The following is a 20,538-nucleotide window of genomic DNA, read 5'->3' as shown; positions in this document are numbered from 1 at the left end:
AAATGGCTTCGATGCCCGTTGAAACGAAGATGACGGGTAGGCAGTTTGTCGAGGCGGTTGTAATGGGAGTGCACTTTCCACCCGTTCGTGCACATTAAAATCCTACGTCAGCGCAATAATTGCGAAAATCTGATCAACAACACGACAACTCAATGGGCAGCGCTGCAATTTTAAACCTTTAAATGAAATAGTATGAACAAGTTAGTATTATCAACAGTAATCACGCCCGACGTGCAGGGAGATGAGCAATTTTTTGCCAGAAAAGCCAGAGCAAAAGATTTTGACGGACTTATGGATCCCATCATTGGATTTGATCATTTTGAATTAAAACATGATATTTTCGGGCCCCATCCTCACGCCGGAATGTCGGCTATCAGTTATGTTTTTGAAAATTCAGCTCCTTATCATAGTGTTGATTCCCGTGGAAATAATATTGTAATTACACCAGGAAGTCTGCTTTGGACCTACGCTGGAAAAGGTGTTGTACATGCTGAATTTCCCGTTCCCGACGGCGAAACTGTTGAAGGCTTACAATTGTTCGTAAATATTCCGGCGCATAAAAAACAAGAAGATCCAAAAAGTATTTTTATCGACAAAGCTCAGATTCCGGAAATAAATCAGGAAGGATTGCGCGTAAGAATAGTGTGCGGTGAAACAGGATCTGTAGTAAATAAAGTGGAAACACCGGAAGAACTCACAATGTTGCACATTTATTTAGAAGCGGGAAAAGAATTTTCGCACCAGCTTCCGGCGCAATGGTCGGGAACTGTCTTTGCAATTGAAGGCTATTTCGATTTTATGACCAATCAAACCACAATAGAACTCGAAGAAGGAATGGTAATTTCTATGGCCGAATCTGATTTTGAGGAACCTTTAAAATTTATCGCCATTACAAATTGTCAACTACTCCTTATTTCGGGCAAACCGTTACACGAACAATTATTCTCTAAAGGCGCCATGGTAATGGATTCTGAAGAAGCTTTGCTAAATGCTGCCGAAAATTATAAAAATGGAAAAATGGGTTTTATAGAAATGGAAGGGGAAACCAGAAAAATAGTTAAACCTGTTTTGTAAACAATTAACAATTAAAAAATGAGCCATGAAAATTATCAATTTTTTTAGATTAATGGGCTTGTCAAAATCAACAAGTTACATTATTGAACCGGGAAGTGAGACGGAAGAGCATCACCATGATTCAACTGACGGAAGTGAATTGCTGGACGAAACACTTCATATGAAAGAACAGCCTTTTGAAGAAAATGAAGACGAAGATTATACTTCGATATTTTAAACAATAAACAATTTTACAAACCTTTAAATACAATTATTATGCAAGAGTTTTTAGTAGTGGTCCACAGAGACCTAACAAGCGAGAACCCAGTACCAACTCCAGAACAAATGAAAGAAGCGATCAAACCGTATCAGGAGTGGATCGCAGGAATTGCAGCACAGGATAAATTAGTTGCGCCGCCAAAACGTTGGGATTTAGACGGAAGAGTGATTAAACATACCAAAATGGGAAATCATATTACTTCTGGTCCTTATGGTCACGGAAAAGAATCTATAGGAGGTTTGTTTCTTATTAGATCAAATGATTATGATGAAGCGGTAAAAATCGCAGAAGCTTGTCCAATTATCCAATATGGAGCGATTGTAGAAGTTCGTATGTCAGTTCCCGTAGCTTAAAGCCTGAATAAGCATGTCTTAATATAGATATGCTTATTTTCAATTAAATCTATTTGTAAATCAGCTTTAAAGAACAATAAAATGTATACAGGTAAATCATATAAGCTTTTAGAATTTATAATCTGGACAAGAAAAAGCATTTATTTATTAGTCTTAATGAGTATAATACCAACTGTTTTATATGAATTTTTTGAATTAAAATGGTTAGGGATTTCTTGGACAGTCGTTGCTTTATTAGGAACCGCTACAGCATTTATAGTGGGGTTTAAAAACACGCAAACCTACAATAGAACTCTGGAAGGACAACAAGTATGGACACAAATTTTAAGCACAAGCCGTTCGTGGGGCATTATGAGCCGTGATTTTTTAGCTAATCCTGAAACAACAAAATTGCTTATTTACCGCCATATAGCATGGCTTACAGCATTGCGTTATGAAATGCGATCGTACCGGGTTTGGGAAACAAGCAGAAAAAAACATAATACAGAATATCAGCAATATTATTATATCATTCCTGAAAATGAGATTAGTCTCAAAGATGAATTGTCTAAATTTCTTTCTCCTGCAGAATTAGAAAAAATTCTAAAAGCTAAAAACAAAGCCACACAAGTTATGGCTTTACAAAGTAAAACGCTAAAAGAACTATATGATAATCAAGAAATTGTTGTACTTCAGTTTGTTGATTTTCAAAGAACAATTAAAGATTTCTTTACACAACAAAGTAGAAGCGAACAATTGAAAGATTCGCCATATCCCAGACAATACGCCATTATCAATACCTTATTGGTTCAATTGTTTTGTCTCCTATTGCCTTTTGGGTTATTAAAAGAATTTGATAAATTAAATGAAAGCGTCAGCGGTATTATGCACGGCAATATGGTTTGGTTTGTCATTCCGTTTAGTGTCATTATTTCATGGATGTATACCTCGCTAGGGCAAGTTGGAGAGAGTACAGAAAATCCTTTTGAAGGCAACGCCAATGACATTCCTATTTCTAGAATCTGTAAAATTATAGAGATTGATCTTAGAGAAATTTTAGGCGAAAATAATCTGCCCGAATTTCTTCAGCCACGACATGATATTATTTTATAAGTATTTCAATTCCATAACTTCGGTGCTGATGCTGGAACATAATTTTTAATTCTTTTGCAAATAACTTAAAAGTGGTCCTTTTTATAATATTGAGTAATCTATAAATAGTTGTAGGGTTTAATCTTTTTTCCTATTCAATTTTAATTCTCTTCTTTAGAAACTTTTATATAATTTTACAATCTATGTATGAAATATTCCAAAAATATCTAGATGATAAAGTAACGCTGACACCGTCAGAATCTGATTATATACAATCATTCGCTATAATTAAAAAACTTCGTAAACGACAATACTTGCTTCAAGAAGGAGATATTTGGAAATATGACGCTTTTATAACAAAAGGTTGTCTACGGACTTATTCTGTTGATGAAAAAGGGAGTGAGCATGTAAATAGTTTCAGTATTGAGAATTGGTGGACAGGTGACAGGGAAAGTTTGATGTTTCAGCAGCCGTCTCGTTTTAATATAGATGCTATTGAAGACAGCGAACTTATATTGTTTACACATGAGAATTTTGAAATGCTGTGCCGTGAAATTCCTGCTTTTAATAATATGGTAAATGCCATACTGCAAAAAAGTTTTATAGCGGCTCAAAACCGAATTCAGGCATCACTTAGTTTTACGGCAGAAGAAAAGTATTTAAATTTTGTAACCAAATATCCGGGATTTGCTTCGCGAATTCCACAAACCATGATCGCCTCTTATCTTGGTATGACACCTGAAACATTAAGCCGTATACGGAAACAGACGGCAAAAAAATAATTACGATCAAGGAGCTTTTAGGCTCCTTTTTTTATGCCTTGTTCAAAACACTTGATCTAAATCAAGTTTTTACTTATTTCTAATCAATGTACAGGTTTTGCATTCGACGCAACTTTGTAATGTTCAAAAGGAACAAATTTTATAAACATTTTAAAATTAGAAATCATGTCAAAAACAATTTTCATTACAGGTACAAGTTCAGGATTTGGTAAACTTACCGCTATAACATTGGCAAATGCCGGTCATTCAGTAATCGCAGGAATGCGTAATACAAAAGATAAAAATGCTGCAGCAGCAAAAGAACTTGCAGCGCTTTCAAATATTGAAGTAGTAGATATTGATATTACAAATGATATTTCTGTAAATCAAGCTTTTGAAAAAGTTCTTATCAAATACGGAAAAATTGATGTACTTATCAATAATGCAGCAATAAGCGGATTTGGTTTACTTGAAGGTTATTCAATTGATCAGATGCAGAAAATGTTTGATGTAAACGTTTACAGCGTTCTTCGCACGTATCAAGCTGTTCTTCCTTCTATGAGAAAAGAAAAAAACGGACTTATTATAAATATTACTACTGGAGCAAGCGGACATACGTTACCTTTTATGATTCCATATATTGCTTCAAAATTAGTAGTAGAAAGTTTCACCGAAGGTCTGCAAGATGAACTTGCCGATTACGGAATCGAAAATGTGAGCATTCAGCCAGGTGTTTATCCTACTGAAATGAACAACGGTTCAAAATCTGGCATCAACGCAGATAAACAAGACATTGTAGATCAATACGGTACTGCAGCAACAGATAAATTCAATGCTTTAGGGACTGCTTTGTTTGGAAAAATGGCTCAGTTTGATATGAATCCACAGACTATTGCTGATGGAATTCTGGAATTGGTTACAATGAAAAAAGGAGAGAGACCGCTTCGTTTCCCGCTTGATGCCATTGCACAAGGAACTGATAAAGAGTTTATAGAAGCGCGCGCGGCTATTAAAGCAAAATGGTTAGCTGCTTACAGTAATTAATTCATATCAAATAATATTTAAATTTATCAAAATAGTAAGTCATGAAGACACATTATAAATCAAATCAAAAAATACAAACTTCAGCAGTCGCTTTATTAAATCTGGTTTTTTTCTTTTCAGCTTCAGAACAAGCGGAGGCTCAAAATAATGCAGGAATTATAGGAATCGATCACGTTGGAATCAATGTGCCTGATTTAGATCAAGGAGTAACATTTTTTAGTGATGTACTGGGTTTCAAACCCGTAACACAGCTTGGGCCAATACCGCTGGATGCAGGTTGGAAAGAAGCCAATCATATTAATCCGGCAACTGGAGCTGTAACCATCAAAATGATAAATGCCGGAACTGGTGCCAGTATTGAAGTATTTAGTTATGCTGATAATAAAGGCAGTAAAGTTCATCCTAATTCTGATGATATCGGGGCTTCGCATATTGCTTTTTATACATCAGATATAAACGAATCTGTAAAATATCTAAAAAGTAAAGGGGTAAAGATTTTAGGAGAACCATTTTTGACTCCATCCGGAGATACGGCTGGCGAATCATGGGTGTATTTTGAAACACCGTGGGGATCTAAAATGGAACTGGTTTCATATCCAAACGGAAAAGGATATGAAAAATCTAATCCCAAAACAGTTTTATGGTCGCCAAAAAATGCTTCTGTCAAAAGTGTAACTGCGGATGATTTAGATGCTAAAAAGAATATTGAAATAGTCAAAAATCACCTTAAAATCTGGAATGAAAAAGATGAAACGAAAAGAACAGCTTTACTAAATCAATTTTATGCCTCTGATGTTGAGATGGTAGACCGTCATTTCATTGCAATAGGAAAAGATGAAATTAGTAAATTTATTGTTGAACTTCAGACAAAAAATCCTGATTTCAGATTCACTGATAAATCAGTTGAAACGAATCATAATATAGTGCGTTTGTATTGGCAGTTTGGCTCAAAAGAAAAACCAGCAGTGGTTTCCGGAATGGATTTGTTTGTGATTGAAAATGGCAAAATACAGAAATTGTATGTATTTGTTGATGGGAAAGAATAAATTTCAGAGGTAATAATTGCTTTAAAAAATTAGAATAAACAAAAATACGCTGTCGTAATCTATATCTGGATTGCGACAGTGTATTTTCTTTTAAATCGTTACATTTTTACTTCTTAAAACATTAATTAATTTTTAATGATTGTATCTTTTCATCCTGAAATTCAAAATTATAAGTAAGCGTTATAGGACTGCCAGGAAAAGTGCCGGAAACTTTAGCTTTTAAAAAGCCTTTTTCAGAATCTCCTTCAAAGATCAAAGGTTCCATTGTTGAATTATATTCCTCTGTTGCTTTTTCGATCCAATCTTTTATTTCTGTTTTGCCAATGTGTGTTTTACCTTCATCAAATACATTTGCTGTTTCAGAAAAACAGTTTGCAAAGTCGGTACTGTCAAAATCGTTCTGTGCATTTACTAAATCTTTTATTACTTGTGGTAAGTTCATAATTTATCTGTTTTATTGTTTATAATTTTTTTAAACCGTTGGAATTGTGCCGCCATCGATTACATATTCTGTTCCCGTCAAATAACTGGCTCTAGGTGAAACAAGAAAACCAATAAGCTCAGCCACTTCTTCTGGCATTGCAGCTCTTCCAAAAGGTATTCCGCCCAAAGCATCCATTACACTTTTTTCAGCCTCTTTGACAGAAATTTTATTGCTTTCTGAAATGCGTTCCATCATTCTTTTTGATGCTTCGGTCATAATCCATCCCGGTGAAACCGTCAGCACGCGAACGCCCTTTGGAGATACTTCTTTTGATAAACCTTTGCTGTAATTAATCAATCCTGCTTTTGCAGCAGCATAAGGAAGCGTAGAATCATGTAAAGGCAATTTTCCCTGAATGGATGCAATATGAATAATGACACCGCTTTTATTTTCAAGCATTTGAGGAAGAAAAGCTTTGTCTAATCGTACTGGTGCTAATAAATTGGTTTGTATTGTTTCTTCCCAATCGGTATTAGACAATGCTGCAAAACCTCCTCCGGGAGTTTCAGAGCCTCCTAGATTGTTTACAAGGATGTCTATTTTGCCGAATTTCTCAAATACTTCACGAGCAGTATTTTTGACATCCTCGGCTTTACTTAAGTCTGCCGAAATAAAATATAAATCTTCGTCAGGTATTTCGGGTGCATTTCTTGCAATGATAATCACTTTTGCACCTGCATTTTTTAAACGTTCTGCAATGGCTTTTCCAGCTCCTTTTGTTCCTCCGGTAACCAAAGCAATTTTGCCTGATAGTTCGTTCTGATAATCTAATTTTTGTTCCATGTTGATTTCTTTTGTACAAATTTCAGAAGTATGCAACTTTCTCACAAGTACGGAATTACGATTCAGATAGGGATAAATTTTTCCCCTATTGTACAAATCGGAACATAGGTTTACTTTTGTTATATGTATGAGAGAAAAATAATCCCGAACCTAAATTGCGGACTTGACCTGATAGGTGAAGTTCTATATGGAAAATGGAAAATACGTTTGCTTTGGTTTATTAATGAAGGTCATAAAAGGCCGAGTGAACTGCAGCGTAAAATACCTGATGCTTCAAGAAGAGTTTTGAATATTCAGTTAAAAGAATTGGAAGACCATGAGCTTGTGGTGAAGAAAATATATCCTGTAGTACCGCCAAAGGTTGAATACAGTCTTACTGAATTTGGCGAAAGTCTGATTCCTGTAATTGGCACTTTAGGACGCTGGGGCGATGAAAATCAGGATCGATTACGGAATTTAATTCGTAAAAAATTCTCTGGAACAACAGATATAGAAGATTAATAGAGAAATGTTATTAAATAAAAAAAGCCCCTTATTTTAAAATAAGAGGCTTGTATGTATTAAAAGATTTAAGTTCTTAAGCTTTAATAAATTCTAAAATATCTTTGTTAATAGTTGCTGCTTCTGTTGTTGGCATACCATGAGGAAAACCTGGATACGAAATTAATTTTCCGTTTTTCAAAAGTGCAGCCGCTTTAGGTGCCTGATTGTAAGGAACGATCTGATCATCTTCTCCGTGAAGCACCAAAACAGGAATATCTAAACTTTTAAGATCTTCTGTAAAATCGGATTCTGAGAAAGCTTTTATTCCTTCGTAATGAGCCAATACAGAACCCATCATTCCCTGACGCCACCAGTTGTGTTTGATACCTTCTTGAACTGTTTTTCCTTCACGATTCCATCCGTAAAACGGAATAGGGAAATCATAAAAATATTGTGCTCTGCTAAATCCGGTTCCTTCTCTGATTTCGTCAAAAACAGACAATGGAACACCGTCAGGATTTGCTTCATTTTTTATCATGATTGGCGTAACCGCACTAATGATAATCGCTTTTGCAACACGGCCTTTTCCGTATTTTGACGCGTAACGAATTACTTCACCGCCACCAGTTGAGTGACCAATGTGAATGGCATCTTTTAAGTCAAGAGCAGCGGTCAATTCTGCTACGTCTGCTGCGTAAGTTTCCATGTTGTTTCCTTCTGAACTTTGACCAGAACGGCCATGTCCGCGTCTGTCATGAGCAATTACTCTATATCCTTGTTTTAGGAAAAACATCATTTGGGCATCCCAGTCATCACCAGATAAAGGCCATCCGTGGTGAAAAACAATTGGCTGTCCTGTTCCCCAATCTTTATAATAAATTTCTGTTCCGTCTTTTACTGTAATTGTACTCATTTTATTTGGTTTTAAGATTAATAAATGTAGGAATATCCTAATTTTGGTATTGTCATTAAATTCTAAGTTTTTAACTGTTTTTATTTGACTTAGATTTCTTTGACAAATTTATATGGGAAGTGCAGAGCAGCCGATTAACCTAGATTAAGTAATGAATTTTATTTTTTTAATCTAAGAGAAATGCGCTAAAAGTCTTCCGTTAAATATTTCGTATTGAAAGCATTACATTCTTTTGATCTTTTCGTAAATGGCGGGATCGTGTTTTTTTACTTTTATTTTCACGTATTTAGATGCCGGCATATTACTTTCTTTCACCACATTATTTACAGAAACTAAAACATTTGTTTCCGGAAAATAAGTGACAGTATTTCGCTCTGGAATTTGATAAGAAACGATAAGGAATAAAGGCGCGATTCTTTCGATGCCATCATTGTAATTAAATAAATCTACTTTATCTCCCGCTTTGAATCCCGCTTTATCAATGTCATTTTGATTCATGAAAATAACGCGGCGTTCATTTTTTATACCTCGATATCTATCGTCCAGACCATAAATTGTGGTATTAAATTGGTCGTGCGTACGTGTTGTTGCCATCATGTATTCATCTGGTTCCAATTCATTATCCGGAATATCGGTCAAAGTAAAGGCAGCACGATCAGCTGATGCTGCAGCTTTAAATTCGCCATGACGAGGCGCATTTGGCAGATAAAAACCGCCTTTTTCCCGAACTCTGTTATTGTAATTTTCAAAACCCGGAATACAATTTTCGATAGCTTCTCTCACAGCATCATAACTGTCGTGATAACGTTTCCAATCAATAACTGATTTGTTTCCGAGCGTTGCCATTGCCATACGGCAGACAATTTGTGTTTCGTTTATCATTTGATCTGAGATAGGTTTAAGTACCCCTTTTGAAGATTGTACAACGCCCATAGAATTTTCGGTACTGATAATCTGGACTTCGTTGTTTACTACATCCATATCACTTCGGGAAAGCGTAGGAAGTATAAGAGATTCTTTTCCGTGTACTAAATGACCTCTGTTGAGTTTTGTAGACACACACACCAGCAATTTCAGTTTTCTAAAGGCTTCTGCGGTGAAAGCAGTATCTGGCGCAGCCGATAGAAAATTACCGCCCATACAAAACATGAATTTTACTTTCTCTTCGTGAATTGCTTTTATAGTTCCAACGACATCATAACCATGATTTCTTGGAGGATTAAAACCAAAATAATTTTGCAGACGATCCAATTGCTCATTTGTTGGTTTTTCATCAATAAGCATCGTTCGGTTTCCCTGAACATTGCTGTGTCCGCGGACTGGGCAAACTCCAGCACCGGGTTTCCCGATGCTTCCTTTGATCAATAAAATATTGACAATCTCTCTGATCATGTCAACGCCATTTGGCTGCTGTGTAAGCCCCATTCCCCAGCAAACAATAATTCTTTTTTTAAAGGCCAGTATTTCTGCAGTTTCAATAATTAAATTTTTAGGAACACCGGAAAGAAAAGCAAGATGATCTAAATCTAAATGTTCAAACTGTTTCTCAAAATTTTCAAAACCAGTTGTTTTATCTTTAATGAATTCATGATCAAAAACTTCGCCGGGATTTTTCTTTTCCAATTCAATTAATAAAAGTTCAATGGCTTTTAAAAGTGCCATATCGCCATTTATTTTTATTGGAAGAAAAAGATCCGTAAGTTTTCCGCCTGAACCTATTATTCCTTTTATTGCCTGCGGATTATGAAATCCCATTAAACCTGCTTCGGGCAATGGATTAACGGCAATAATTTTTGCTCCGTTTTTTTTGCCTTTTTCTAAAGCACTCAGCATTCGAGGTGCATTAGTACCTGGGTTTTGTCCGATTATCACAATGACATCCGTATCATAAAAATCTTCTAAAGTAACTGTTCCTTTTCCGATGCCGATTGTGGACTTCAAAGCCGTTCCGGAAGTTTCGTGGCACATATTAGAACAATCCGGCATATTGTTGGTTCCGAATTCTTTCGCAAAAAGTTGATAAAGAAAAGAAGCCTCATTACTGGTTCTTCCCGAAGTATAAAAAGCGGCTTCATTAGGAGATTTAAGTGCATTTAAATGTGAAGCAATTTTGGCAAAAGCCTCATCCCAACTGATTGGCTGATAATGTGTACCGCCAACGGGTAAATACACAGGCTCGGTTAATCGTCCCATTTTTCCAATTTGGTAATCGTCTAATTGTGAAAGACTGTAAACAGAATTTTCTTTAAAGAACGCTGCCGTAACTTTTTTGGTTGTGGCTTCTTCTGCTAAAGCTTTCGCGCCATTTTCGCAATATTCGCCCAAAGGAGACCGATCATCATCTGGATCTGGCCATGCACAGCTGGAACAGTCAAAACCTCCTTTTTGATTCATTTTAAAAAGAGCTTTTCCACCGCGAACCAGTGCCTTATCTTCAATAAGATCACTCACAGCAGCGAGAACAGCAGGAACGCCCGCAGCCCATTTTTCTACTGTTGTTAATTTGAGTTTTGAAAGCTGATATGGATTTTCTGCTTCAGGTAATTTATTGGCTAAATCAGCTGTATTTTGTTGTTGATCTTCCTTCATTACATTTTGGTTTAATTGGTATTGCGTTATGCTATCGGATTAGATTATTTTCAGGCAGTTAGGATCACAGTTCGATCAGAGGAACTGTATATATTAAATTTGTTCTCTTTTAAAAATCCCAAAAGTGTGATATTGAATTCTGCTGCAAGCTCTACAGCCAGACTTGATGGAGCACCAATAGCAGCAATAATTGAAATCCCGGCCATTGCCGCTTTTTGGATTAACTCAAAACTTGCTCTTCCGCTTAGAAGTAATATATGTTCATTTAATGGCAATGAATTGTCTCTAAGTGATCTGCCAATTAATTTGTCTAATGCGTTGTGTCTTCCAACATCTTCAGTTAAGAGAATCAAATCCCCTTGAATAGTAAAAAGTCCAGATGCATGCAGACCTCCAGTTGAGTCAAAGTCGCTTTGAGCAATTCTTAATTTTTCAGGTAACTGATAAAATACAGACGCATCTATCGTAATTTTAGGTCTCGCTAAATTCCCAAAAGAACTTACCGTTTTTATAGATTGAATCGAACTTTTCCCGCATACGCCACAACTTGAAGTAGTGTAGAAATTCCGATCAGTCTGCATCAGATTTGGAATGAAATTCTCCTTAAGATCAACCTGAACAATGTTTTGTTTTTGAGACAAGCAATTCATTTTTACACAATAAGCATCTTGAATATTTTCAAAAGAAGTAATGATTCCTTCTGTAAATAGAAAACCAATCGCAAGATCAATATCGTTCCCAGGAGTCCGCATGGTAACCGAAATATTCTTTTGTATTCTCTCGGCATTGGAACCATAAGAAAGTCTAATTTCAAGTGGTTCTTCGATGGAAAGGGTATCTAAAAACGCTGTCGTTTCAGTTTTTTCTATTCTTTGGACGCTTACGTGTTTGATGGAAACTAATTCCGAATAATTTATTTCCATGATATTGTAATTAAGGTTGTTACGTAAATTTAATTAAAAATATAATCCCAAAAGATGATTTGCATATAAATTGAATAGTTATTCCTTGAGATTTATCTTAATCTTAACATTGGCTGTCGGGAAAATCTATTTCACAATTTCGCTCATTAACTGCAGCAAATCTTCAGGGCCTCCGTTGAATTTTCTGCCGTTAACAAATAGGGAAGGAGTACCATTTACACCGCTCATTATACCGCTTTCAAAATCAGAATCTATTTTAGCTGCAACTTCAGGTTTTTTAATATCGGTATTAAATTGTTGAGGTTCAAGCTCCAATTTCTCTGCTAATTCTAATAAAAAAGCTTCACTCAAATATTCTTGATTTTCATAAATAGCATCATGCATTTCCCAGAATTTTCCCTGTAATGCTGCTGCTTCTGCGACAATTGCTGCGGGGCGTGCGTATTGGTGCATTTCGGATAACGGAAAGTTTCTAAAAACAAATTGTATTCGTTTTCCGTATTTCTTCATCATTTTTTTAAGAACTGGATATGCAGTACCGCAATACGGACATTGATAATCTCCATATTCTACGATTACTATATCAGCATCTTTTTTTCCTTGTGTATGATCAGTTTTACTGACCGCTGGTTTTAGTGACATAATTAATTGTTTTTAAAGTTTTTCCAGAGCTTCTATAATTCCATCAGCTCCTGGATTTAGAGCCATTGGTGATAGATAACTCCATTGTATAATTCCATTTTTATCAATTACAAAAAGGGCGCGATTACATTCGCCTTCTTCTTTATTGTACACGCCGTATTTTTTTGAGATTTCTCCTTTAGTTTCAAAATCAGCCAATAAAGGAAAGTGCAGATTTCTAGATTGAGAAAAAGCCATGTGACACCATTTGCTGTCTACAGAAATACCGAAAATTTCAGCATCATATTTCTTGAAGTATTTCAGCATTTCGTTATAAAGGGCGATTTGGTCACTGCAAACCGGACTCCAGTCGGCAGGATAAAAAGCTAAAATCACGTTTTTCCCTTTGAACTCTGATAAAGTTATTTTTTGGTCGGGTGTTGCGAATAATGTAAAATCTGGCGCAACGTCATTTTTCTGCAGCATAAGATTTAGTTTTAAGATTAAAGTCTGTACTTGGCATAAATAATGCACAAATTAGTAATAATACTGCGGGCAGGCTAAGTGTCCAGTTTCCTAAAGAAGGAAGTAAAAAAGGCACAGTAAATGCTCCCGACAAAAAGCCTGTCCATAGCAGTAGTAAGTGAATAGCGTTTAGTTTATACTGTTTTCTATTCGTTTCGTCGTGGCTCATGTTTAGCATTGCAGTATTTCGTGCCAGACTATTTAATGTTCCCGTGACGAAATCGGTGTTTATTTGTTGGTTTCCTACTGACGTTACAATCGTATTCATAACTCCTGTTGAAAATCCAATTATGGCTATTGAAAGTATTGTGCTTATATTGTGATAGAGCGATACCGCTGTATAGATTATCAATATTCCTGAAACGATATAAAAAGGCAATGTTTGAATTTTACAATTTTTCCATAATGATAAACACGTACCTATATAAATTCCCAATACAAAACAGCCAATTACAGTAAACGTTGTACAAATTATAGCCAATTTACCATCAGAAAAAGCAACTCCTAACTGTGTCGTATTCCCGCTCATAAAAGAGACATAAATTTTCCATTTAAGTAGTCCAAAGGCATCCAAATAGCCTGCAATAAAAGCGAGGAATATGGCCAGTTTTTCCTGCATCCTGATTTGATCAGACGATGCTGCGATTTCAGTTTCAAGAACCAAAATGATTATTTTTCTGGTTGAATGAACAGTTTACTTTTAGGGAACTTTTCAATTTCACCTGTCGCCAAACCAAAATTGGTTACCACCACATCTTTTGGATTTCCTGCAAGCCATTCGCTTAAATCAATAGATTGATAAGTACCGCTGTTAAATCCGATTAAGATTTTGCAAACTGTATTTCCAGTGTTTTTAATATAATGTCCAGCACCCATTGGTACATAACCAACATCTCCTGTGTTGAATTGTTCTGTTACCACGGTACTTTCTGCTAAAAACACAGACATTTCGGCTTGACCAGAAATGTAATACTGCCATTCATCAGCGTTTGGATGCCAATGCATTTCTCTCAAAGCGCCCGGCTGTAATTCTATTATAGACCCTGCCATTGTAGTACTGATAGGGAATTCTTTGCTTGTAACCAATCTTTGCAAACCACCACCCGGAATTATTCTTGGTTGTTGAGAATGCAATGGATAACGGTGCAAATTGGTCAATTCAATATCAGATTCTTCAGAACGGGAAGCTGCTGTAAATGATAATTCGTCAGGAACAATTCCGCTGGCAAAATAGGCTTCTTTTTGAGGCAATGCGGCCACTTCTTCTAAAGTAATTCCCAAGTTTTGAGCGACAATTTCCGGCGGCATGCTCGAAACAAAATCGGTAACGCTGAAAGTATGATCTTCGGAAAAATTACCATTATCAAAAATTAAAATAAAATGACATTCTTCTGTTCCTGTTGCTTGGATGGAATGTCCGTATCCTTTTGGAAAATACCAAACATCTCCCGGTTCAAAATTATCAGTATAACTATGACCGTTTGGGTGAATAATGGTCGTACGTACTGTTCCTGAAATAACATAAGCCCATTCGGCGGCATTTGCGTGCCAATGCAGTTCACGCATACTTCCCGGCTGTAATCGCATTGAAACTCCTGCAATCCCAATAGAAGCTGGAAAATCTTTTACAGAAGCTCCTCTTGTTGTGCCGCCGTCATTAGTGCGTGGTTCTTTTTTTTCTAATTCGTATTTAAAACTTAATAATTCGGTGTTCATGATAATAGCTTTTTGATGATTAATTATATTGGTTTTTAATTCTATTGTAAAGCTATTGAAGATATTTGCCGATTATATTTTGAATTCGATAGATGGGCAAAAGGAGTCGTTGAATTTAGTAAGAGAAACTTTAAGAAATTAGTTGAAGGTTTTTGAGAAGTTTTAAATGTAAAATGTTTGGTTTCAGGATTAAATCAAAAAAAAATCACTGCATAATACAGTGATTTTTTATCTTATATGAATGAAGTGCTTCATTATTTATACAGCCATTTTTTGATTAGTTTGGTATAATTTGGCATTACAACGAATACCATCAAAAAGACGATGAAACCTGAAATTACCAAAGCATCAAAATAATGATATGATGGAATTTTCAGAAGCCTCAAAAGGGGCAGTGCCAATAAAGGAATTAAAAGCGATAATGGATAAATGGCAGACCAGGTTACAAGAAATTGTTTCCAGCGTACAGGAACTTTGTTTCCTTCATTTTCCGCATTAAAAAGAAAATCTAAACCTGATTTTATTTGGTATTTATCATTTTTTCTGAATAACGGATTCGCTTTTTTGATCAGCATTTTTCGGTCTTCAGATTCCATCCAAATTTTCAGGTTTTCAATAGTATCAAATCGGATAATAACTGTGTAAACAAATGTTAAGTGTGGAATAGGCCTTACAATTTGTAAATCGATAAAACCATGTGAATGTTTGGTAATGGGGACAATTTCATCCAACCATTTTTCATATTCCTGTTCTTTACCGTCCAAAATATGATGAGTGATCACAACCGATGCGCCTTGATTTTCCATATTGTTATTTGTTTTTGGTTAAAATAAATTTTGTCATTAAAACGGCTGATTGTATTTGCCAGTTAAGGCTTTGTTTTCGATGCTTTTAGCAAAGTTAGGTGTTTCTTCGTGGTTGTGAGCGTCAGAAGCAGCTTGTCTTGAAGCCGCCGCACCGGCTAGATTTACTCCGTGTTCTTTTAGGTATTCAAACATCTCTGGTGTTGCAGTTGCATGAATTTCGTTGGTGTAAAGGCAGGTATTCTCGTCGATTTTCGTCACTTTAAGTTCCCATAAAACTTGAACTTTGGTACGTCCGTTTTGTGTAATGGAATCTGAGATTGACAACATACGGCAATAATCGGGACGATGAACTGTTGCCACATAATGCTGTACCATTAAAGCGTCGCCTATTGTTTCTACATTAATAGACATTGGCTGGCCATCATACGTGCTGGTAATTCCCGCGCCAATATGCTGTGTAGAACAGCGCTGGTATTCTGCATCTGGTAAATTTAAAAGCCAGTCTGCGATATTTACTTTCTCAATTGGAGCATTGATAACTGCAGATACAGTTGAATGTGATAATGCGTTTTCTTTGGTTTGAATGATTTCCATAATTCTTTGGTTTTAAATGTTTAACTGAAGTAAATTTACCTTCTTGCGTTCAGGTTACATCAGGCTATTCATCGAATGGGCAAAACCACTCGTTTAAAAAGCAGAATTAATCGTTTGTTGTTATCATAATTTGCATTCGATAGGTTTCCCGAGGTTGAAACCTCGGGCTATGTTTTAAAATAAGAATGGAGAATCATCTCAATCTGAGAAAGTATAGCCAGTGGTTTCAACCACTGGGACACAACGATGATCACATTATATTATTTAAAGTACAATTATCATCGGATTGTGCATTCAATACGTTTCCCGAGGTTGAAACCTCGGGCTATGTTTGAAAACAGGGAAAGGATAAATAAAAAAAGACTGCCATTTACGGACAGTCTTTCAATTGAATAATATTTATATAGTAAGATGATTTTTCTTGAACTTAAAACGAATTGTTCTCTTATTTATTTTACAGCGATTCTAAAAATGCTTTAGTTTCTAAAAGTGATAAATTGAGAATATTTTCTACATCGTTTAAAATCTGCTGTAAAGTGGTGTTTTGTTCTGTTGCCATTTCAAGAATTTCTAGTTTTTCTTGTAAAAGAGGCAGTAAACCCATTATGGCAGCACTTGATTGTAAATCGTGCGCTCTAAGTTTTACCGTCTTAAAATCCTGATTTTGATATGCCGAGATAAGCTGTTCCAAATGCGGTGGTATATTCTCAATAAACTGATGGGTCACGGTTTGTTCAAAAGCTTTATTGCCGCCGCTTACAGATTGCATGTAAGTAAGATCAATGTATTGAAAAACAAGATCAGATTCTGGAACTTTTGCTTCTTCTGATTTTGATTCTTTCAATCCAAAATTAGCAATCAGTTTAAAAAGATCCTCTTCTTTTATAGGTTTTGCAATGTATTCATTCATACCGCTGCTCAGGCATTTTTCTCTTTCTCCTGGCAGTGCGTGTGCTGTCATGGCAATTATCGGAATATCCAGTTTTAAGATTTCGCGAATTTGCTGTACCGCGGTGTATCCATCCATTTGTGGCATTTGTAAATCCATCAGGACAAGATCACAGTCTTTTTTTCTTAGGTATTCAACAGCCTCTAAACCATTAGATGTCAAATCAAAATCAATATTCCATTGCGAGAGCAAATGCTTCATCAAACTCTGGTTGATTGCATTGTCATCAACAACTAAAACTCTTAAAGCTGTATTCGATATGTCTTTAAAGTGCTCGATATTAGCTGCAGGGATTGTATTAAGCTGTTCTTTAGCAATTCCGTATGGAATGTAAAAGCTAAAAGTAGTTCCTTTTCCTAGTTCACTGCTCACTTCGATGTCACCGTCCTGCAGTAAAATGAGTTTTTTTACAATAGATAATCCTAATCCTGTTCCACCATAATTTCTGGTTATTGAGTCTTCGCCCTGATTGAATCTTTCAAAAACATCATTTAGTTTTTCTTTATCAATTCCAATTCCGGTATCTGTAATATTGAAACCCAGAACAACCTGATTTTCATTTTGCTCTTTGTTATAAACTTCAATACTTACTGTTCCCTGATGCGTAAATTTTATAGCATTGCCAATAAGATTTACCAATATTTGAGTCAGTCGGGTGGCATCACCAATCAAAGTATCCGGAATAGAACGATCTACTTTACTGGAAATCGTTAGTTTTTTTTCTTTTACCCGTTCTGAAAAAAGCGTTTCAACCGAATTTAATAATCCGTTGATACTGAATATTCCGGGTGTTATACGCATCATTCCTGCTTCGATTTTAGATAAATCAAGAATGTCGTTAATAATAGTCATTAAATTTTCTCCAGAACGCTGAATAGAAGTTACAAATTCTGCAGCAGTTTCATCTAAAGGTCTTTTTTGTAATAAATTGGTAAATCCTAAAATACCACTTAAAGGCGTTCTGATTTCATGACTCATATTGGCCAGGAAATTTTCTTTGGTTTGTGCCGCAACCGACGCTTTTTTTTCTGCAATATCCAATTCCTTAATCAAGAAATGTTGTCTTCTAAATTGTCGCATGATATGATACCCTATTACGGCACCGCTTAAAATTAATAAGACTAATAAAGAAATGTCATACAGTTTTGCTCTTCGGCCCATTTCCAGACTTAAATTACTGAGTTCAACCATACGCAATTGACGCTTGTGGTAAATTTTCGCAGTAATATCAGTAATTTCATTAGAAATCATTCTTGCGCGCGGATTGGCTATCGAAGTATTATCATCCATATTTCCCACAGAGTCATAACGATGCAAAAGTTTTCCTTTCGTCACCATTTTATCCTGTGCCAAAACACCTAGTCTTTGTATTAAGCTTTCTTCTTCAATATCGGCATTGTCTATGGACAGCGAATCCAGAAAATTTTTAATCTGCTTAATTTTTTGATCAATTCCTTCCAGATGGGTCGTGTCATTGGTTGCGATAGAAGCTCTGATTCTGCTTTCAACTCCCAAAATATCGCGGTCGATTTCTCTTAAATGATTGCTCGAACGCAATTCGTTTAAAAGTGTATTATTGTTTCGTATGAGCTCTTTAGTATTTCTGGCCGAATTAATTTGTACAGCAATTAATAAAATGCTGCACAAAATAAAACTGCTTATTATAAAATAGCTAAAGCGTTTGTTGCCCATTACGGTAGACGTATTTATCATAAAATAAGTGTAAATGAAATTGTATTATCTTAATTGAATAAGACAGAATGTTAGTTTACGCAGCAGGCAAAAAAGTTGTTATTTAAAAAACATTCATTCTCGTGTTAAGCGCTTTTCGATAAGCATCGGCAACAGGAATAAATTTTTTGTTAATCATAATGCCGCCATCTTGTAAAGTATCAATTTTACTAATTGAAACAATATAGGAACGATGTACTCTGATGAAATCATCTTTTGGCAGGCGTTCTTCGGCAGTTTTCATTTTACCGTGTATGGCAAACATTTTTTCTTTCGTATAAAACTTTACATAGTCGCCCATTGCTTCGGCATAAAAAATATCATCCAGTTTTAAGCGTCTTGTGATATTAGAATCTCTAACAAATAAAAATTCTTCTTTGCCAAATTGTACATTTTCTTTTCGGCTTTCAATTATATACTGCGCTTTACTTACTGCTTGCAAAAATCGGGCAGGAGTAACCGGTTTTAAGATGTAATCTGCTATATTCAATTCAAATGCTTCCAGCGCATATTCCTTTTTAGAAGATGTAAAAATGATGATGACATCTTTGCCTGATAGATTTTTTGTCAATTCGATTCCCGTCATCTCCGGCATTTCAATATCCAGAAAGATTAAATCTACATGATTTTCCTGTAAATGATGATACGCCTCCATGGCATTTGAATATTCATTTACAACAGTAAGATTTGGAATTTGTTTTGCCAAATGAGACAAAGTGGTTCTTGCAATATCATTGTCATCAACGATTAACGCTTTCATGGTATTTGGTTTTTGGTTTAGACAAATATACTTATTCCATGTTAGTTTATCTAAAGTAAGAACGGATCATCCAAGCCATTTCTTCATGAATTTCGATTAATCCGGTAATAAAATCACTTGAACCATAATCTTTGTAATCATTAGCAAAAGGAGTGATGTTGCCACGGATAAATTCGATAATGCTTTCATGGTCCTGCAATAAATCTTTCATAAAACCTAAACCATCATTTGTTCTCTCGCTGTATTCTGTAAGATGCGTAAGTTCAAGATAGGTTTTCAAAGTTGCGGGTGCATAGTGGCCAATTTTGCGCATACGTTCGGCAACGCTGTCAATGATTTCATCTAATTGTTTGTACTGATTTTCAAAGAAAATGTGATTCGCATGAAAATTATCGCCAGTAACATTCCAGTGTGCATTTCTGGTTTTTGTGTAAAGTATAAACTCGTCGGCCAATAGTTTTGCCAATTCGTTAGAAACAGCATCTGTGTTTTTTTCTGTAATACCAATGGTTGCTTTCATAATCTAGAGTTTTAAGTTATAAGCAGTATTGCTTGTTTTCTTATGTAAAGGTCATTAGAAAACTTCTCCAGCGCATTTAATTTTAGGTAAACAGGCAAAATGAGTCGTTGAAATAAGTTAGCGGCTCTTTGAGAAAAATAAATATTGATTTGAATGTTCAGATTTTAGCCAAAGAAAAAGAAAAAAGACAGCAGAAATTCGGAGAATTGTCTGCATATTCTAAAAACTTAGTAAAATAGAAGATACTATAAACCTATTTTTTTACTTAAAAACTAGTAATATAAGAAAATTCCTTAAATAGTTGTTGAAAATTTTAAGAGCTAAGTTTTGTGTTATCAGAAAGTTAAGAAAAAAACGCGAAAAAAATTGAAAAAAAATCGATAAAAAGTATTGTAAATGCTGATAAACTATCTACTTTTGCACCCGCTTTGAGAGACAAGCGAAAGACAAAAAATTACGTTCGTAGACATATTGAATTGACAGCCGTTTTAACAGAGATGTTAGAACAAAAGAATAAGAGTAATGGAATCGAG

General features: G+C 35.4%; 22 protein-coding genes. 8 read left to right on the top strand and 14 right to left on the bottom strand.

What is annotated here, in order from left to right; translation table 11 throughout:
• Nucleotides 1-192 precede the first annotated feature (192 nt).
• The 7 genes from GKZ88_RS21655 to GKZ88_RS21625 all read left to right on the top strand — a co-directional run bounded on the left by GKZ88_RS21655 (nucleotide 193) and on the right by GKZ88_RS21625 (nucleotide 5,608).
• The gene (locus GKZ88_RS21655) at nucleotides 193-1,074 is read left to right on the top strand and encodes a pirin-like C-terminal cupin domain-containing protein (protein WP_155104390.1); all 882 of its coding nucleotides are present in this window, start codon (nucleotides 193-195) and stop codon (nucleotides 1,072-1,074) included.
• Nucleotides 1,075-1,099: 25 nt separating this feature from the next.
• Nucleotides 1,100-1,291, top strand: a complete 192-nt coding sequence (locus tag GKZ88_RS21650) for a hypothetical protein (RefSeq protein ID WP_155104389.1) — start codon at nucleotides 1,100-1,102, stop codon at nucleotides 1,289-1,291.
• A 38-nt stretch (nucleotides 1,292-1,329) separates the two neighbouring features.
• Complete coding sequence (locus GKZ88_RS21645; RefSeq protein ID WP_155104388.1) at nucleotides 1,330-1,686, top strand: YciI family protein; 357 nt, start codon at nucleotides 1,330-1,332, stop codon at nucleotides 1,684-1,686.
• A gap of 81 nt (nucleotides 1,687-1,767) precedes the next feature.
• Nucleotides 1,768-2,778, top strand: a complete 1,011-nt coding sequence (locus GKZ88_RS21640) for a bestrophin family ion channel (RefSeq protein ID WP_155104387.1) — start codon at nucleotides 1,768-1,770, stop codon at nucleotides 2,776-2,778.
• A 182-nt stretch (nucleotides 2,779-2,960) separates the two neighbouring features.
• Entirely contained in the window at nucleotides 2,961-3,539 is a 579-nt protein-coding gene (locus GKZ88_RS21635) for a Crp/Fnr family transcriptional regulator (RefSeq protein ID WP_155104386.1), read from the top strand.
• Nucleotides 3,540-3,704: 165 nt separating this feature from the next.
• Nucleotides 3,705-4,562, top strand: coding sequence for an SDR family oxidoreductase (locus GKZ88_RS21630; RefSeq protein ID WP_155104385.1), 858 nt, complete (start codon nucleotides 3,705-3,707; stop codon nucleotides 4,560-4,562).
• A gap of 41 nt (nucleotides 4,563-4,603) precedes the next feature.
• Nucleotides 4,604-5,608 carry a VOC family protein gene (locus GKZ88_RS21625; protein WP_155104384.1) on the top strand — a complete coding sequence of 335 codons (1,005 nt, stop codon included), beginning with the start codon at nucleotides 4,604-4,606 and terminating at the stop codon, nucleotides 5,606-5,608.
• A 121-nt stretch (nucleotides 5,609-5,729) separates the two neighbouring features.
• On the opposite strand, the gene GKZ88_RS21620 is transcribed toward GKZ88_RS21625, so the two are convergent.
• On the bottom strand, nucleotides 5,730-6,050 hold the full coding sequence (locus tag GKZ88_RS21620) for a nuclear transport factor 2 family protein (protein WP_155104383.1): 321 nt from the start codon (nucleotides 6,048-6,050) through the stop codon (nucleotides 5,730-5,732).
• A gap of 30 nt (nucleotides 6,051-6,080) precedes the next feature.
• Nucleotides 6,081-6,875 carry an SDR family oxidoreductase gene (locus tag GKZ88_RS21615; RefSeq protein WP_155104382.1) on the bottom strand — a complete coding sequence of 265 codons (795 nt, stop codon included), beginning with the start codon at nucleotides 6,873-6,875 and terminating at the stop codon, nucleotides 6,081-6,083.
• 123 nt (nucleotides 6,876-6,998) lie between these two features.
• On the opposite strand from GKZ88_RS21615, the gene GKZ88_RS21610 reads away from it, so the two are divergent.
• On the top strand, nucleotides 6,999-7,376 hold the full coding sequence (locus tag GKZ88_RS21610) for a winged helix-turn-helix transcriptional regulator (protein WP_155104381.1): 378 nt from the start codon (nucleotides 6,999-7,001) through the stop codon (nucleotides 7,374-7,376).
• Between the two features lie 76 nt (nucleotides 7,377-7,452).
• On the opposite strand, the gene GKZ88_RS21605 is transcribed toward GKZ88_RS21610, so the two are convergent.
• The 12 genes from GKZ88_RS21605 to GKZ88_RS21550 form a co-directional block, all read right to left on the bottom strand.
• Entirely contained in the window at nucleotides 7,453-8,271 is an 819-nt protein-coding gene (locus tag GKZ88_RS21605; RefSeq protein ID WP_155104380.1) for an alpha/beta hydrolase, read from the bottom strand.
• A gap of 222 nt (nucleotides 8,272-8,493) precedes the next feature.
• The gene (locus tag GKZ88_RS21600; protein ID WP_155104379.1) at nucleotides 8,494-10,860 is read right to left on the bottom strand and encodes an FdhF/YdeP family oxidoreductase; all 2,367 of its coding nucleotides are present in this window, start codon (nucleotides 10,858-10,860) and stop codon (nucleotides 8,494-8,496) included.
• A 50-nt stretch (nucleotides 10,861-10,910) separates the two neighbouring features.
• The gene (fdhD, locus tag GKZ88_RS21595; protein ID WP_155104378.1) at nucleotides 10,911-11,783 is read right to left on the bottom strand and encodes a formate dehydrogenase accessory sulfurtransferase FdhD; all 873 of its coding nucleotides are present in this window, start codon (nucleotides 11,781-11,783) and stop codon (nucleotides 10,911-10,913) included.
• Between the two features lie 126 nt (nucleotides 11,784-11,909).
• Complete coding sequence (locus tag GKZ88_RS21590) at nucleotides 11,910-12,425, bottom strand: DsbA family protein (protein ID WP_155104377.1); 516 nt, start codon at nucleotides 12,423-12,425, stop codon at nucleotides 11,910-11,912.
• A gap of 12 nt (nucleotides 12,426-12,437) precedes the next feature.
• A complete protein-coding gene (locus GKZ88_RS21585) occupies nucleotides 12,438-12,890 on the bottom strand; it encodes a redoxin domain-containing protein (RefSeq protein ID WP_155104376.1) in 453 nt (150 codons plus the stop codon).
• Nucleotides 12,874-13,593, bottom strand: a complete 720-nt coding sequence (locus GKZ88_RS21580; RefSeq protein WP_155104375.1) for a YoaK family protein — start codon at nucleotides 13,591-13,593, stop codon at nucleotides 12,874-12,876. The genes GKZ88_RS21585 and GKZ88_RS21580 overlap by 17 nt, the downstream gene beginning before the upstream one ends.
• Nucleotides 13,594-13,598: 5 nt before the next feature.
• Nucleotides 13,599-14,645 carry a cupin domain-containing protein gene (locus tag GKZ88_RS21575; protein ID WP_155104374.1) on the bottom strand — a complete coding sequence of 349 codons (1,047 nt, stop codon included), beginning with the start codon at nucleotides 14,643-14,645 and terminating at the stop codon, nucleotides 13,599-13,601.
• A gap of 254 nt (nucleotides 14,646-14,899) precedes the next feature.
• The gene (locus tag GKZ88_RS21570) at nucleotides 14,900-15,451 is read right to left on the bottom strand and encodes an antibiotic biosynthesis monooxygenase (RefSeq protein ID WP_155104373.1); all 552 of its coding nucleotides are present in this window, start codon (nucleotides 15,449-15,451) and stop codon (nucleotides 14,900-14,902) included.
• Between the two features lie 36 nt (nucleotides 15,452-15,487).
• Nucleotides 15,488-16,045: a hypothetical protein gene (locus tag GKZ88_RS21565; protein WP_155104372.1), complete on the bottom strand. Its 558-nt coding sequence runs from the start codon at nucleotides 16,043-16,045 to the stop codon at nucleotides 15,488-15,490.
• A gap of 454 nt (nucleotides 16,046-16,499) precedes the next feature.
• Nucleotides 16,500-18,707 (bottom strand): ATP-binding protein, encoded by a 2,208-nt coding sequence (locus GKZ88_RS21560; protein ID WP_155104371.1) that lies wholly within the window; start codon nucleotides 18,705-18,707, stop codon nucleotides 16,500-16,502.
• Nucleotides 18,708-18,789: 82 nt separating this feature from the next.
• Complete coding sequence (locus GKZ88_RS21555; RefSeq protein ID WP_155104370.1) at nucleotides 18,790-19,485, bottom strand: LytTR family DNA-binding domain-containing protein; 696 nt, start codon at nucleotides 19,483-19,485, stop codon at nucleotides 18,790-18,792.
• A gap of 46 nt (nucleotides 19,486-19,531) precedes the next feature.
• Entirely contained in the window at nucleotides 19,532-20,005 is a 474-nt protein-coding gene (locus GKZ88_RS21550) for a DNA starvation/stationary phase protection protein (protein ID WP_155104369.1), read from the bottom strand.
• Nucleotides 20,006-20,538 lie beyond the last annotated feature (533 nt).

Source organism: Flavobacterium sp. LC2016-01 (assembly GCF_009711135.1).
GTDB lineage: Bacteria > Bacteroidota > Bacteroidia > Flavobacteriales > Flavobacteriaceae > Flavobacterium.
This window is presented reverse-complemented; position numbering and strand designations above follow the sequence as displayed.

Bases quoted from the DNA above. Each gene is read 5' to 3' on its own strand.
- GKZ88_RS21655 (WP_155104390.1), top strand. From the start codon at position 193: ATGAACAAGTTAGTATTATCAACAGTAATCACGCCCGACGTGCAGGGA.
- GKZ88_RS21650 (WP_155104389.1), top strand. From the start codon at position 1,100: ATGAAAATTATCAATTTTTTTAGATTAATGGGCTTGTCAAAATCAACA.
- GKZ88_RS21645 (WP_155104388.1), top strand. From the start codon at position 1,330: ATGCAAGAGTTTTTAGTAGTGGTCCACAGAGACCTAACAAGCGAGAAC.
- GKZ88_RS21640 (WP_155104387.1), top strand. From the start codon at position 1,768: ATGTATACAGGTAAATCATATAAGCTTTTAGAATTTATAATCTGGACA.
- GKZ88_RS21635 (WP_155104386.1), top strand. From the start codon at position 2,961: ATGTATGAAATATTCCAAAAATATCTAGATGATAAAGTAACGCTGACA.
- GKZ88_RS21630 (WP_155104385.1), top strand. From the start codon at position 3,705: ATGTCAAAAACAATTTTCATTACAGGTACAAGTTCAGGATTTGGTAAA.
- GKZ88_RS21625 (WP_155104384.1), top strand. From the start codon at position 4,604: ATGAAGACACATTATAAATCAAATCAAAAAATACAAACTTCAGCAGTC.
- GKZ88_RS21620 (WP_155104383.1), bottom strand. From the start codon at position 6,050: ATGAACTTACCACAAGTAATAAAAGATTTAGTAAATGCACAGAACGAT.
- GKZ88_RS21615 (WP_155104382.1), bottom strand. From the start codon at position 6,875: ATGGAACAAAAATTAGATTATCAGAACGAACTATCAGGCAAAATTGCT.
- GKZ88_RS21610 (WP_155104381.1), top strand. From the start codon at position 6,999: ATGTATGAGAGAAAAATAATCCCGAACCTAAATTGCGGACTTGACCTG.
- GKZ88_RS21605 (WP_155104380.1), bottom strand. From the start codon at position 8,271: ATGAGTACAATTACAGTAAAAGACGGAACAGAAATTTATTATAAAGAT.
- GKZ88_RS21600 (WP_155104379.1), bottom strand. From the start codon at position 10,860: ATGAAGGAAGATCAACAACAAAATACAGCTGATTTAGCCAATAAATTA.
- fdhD (WP_155104378.1), bottom strand. From the start codon at position 11,783: ATGGAAATAAATTATTCGGAATTAGTTTCCATCAAACACGTAAGCGTC.
- GKZ88_RS21590 (WP_155104377.1), bottom strand. From the start codon at position 12,425: ATGTCACTAAAACCAGCGGTCAGTAAAACTGATCATACACAAGGAAAA.
- GKZ88_RS21585 (WP_155104376.1), bottom strand. From the start codon at position 12,890: ATGCTGCAGAAAAATGACGTTGCGCCAGATTTTACATTATTCGCAACA.
- GKZ88_RS21575 (WP_155104374.1), bottom strand. From the start codon at position 14,645: ATGAACACCGAATTATTAAGTTTTAAATACGAATTAGAAAAAAAAGAA.
- GKZ88_RS21570 (WP_155104373.1), bottom strand. From the start codon at position 15,451: ATGGAAAATCAAGGCGCATCGGTTGTGATCACTCATCATATTTTGGAC.
- GKZ88_RS21565 (WP_155104372.1), bottom strand. From the start codon at position 16,045: ATGGAAATCATTCAAACCAAAGAAAACGCATTATCACATTCAACTGTA.
- GKZ88_RS21560 (WP_155104371.1), bottom strand. From the start codon at position 18,707: ATGATAAATACGTCTACCGTAATGGGCAACAAACGCTTTAGCTATTTT.
- GKZ88_RS21555 (WP_155104370.1), bottom strand. From the start codon at position 19,485: ATGAAAGCGTTAATCGTTGATGACAATGATATTGCAAGAACCACTTTG.
- GKZ88_RS21550 (WP_155104369.1), bottom strand. From the start codon at position 20,005: ATGAAAGCAACCATTGGTATTACAGAAAAAAACACAGATGCTGTTTCT.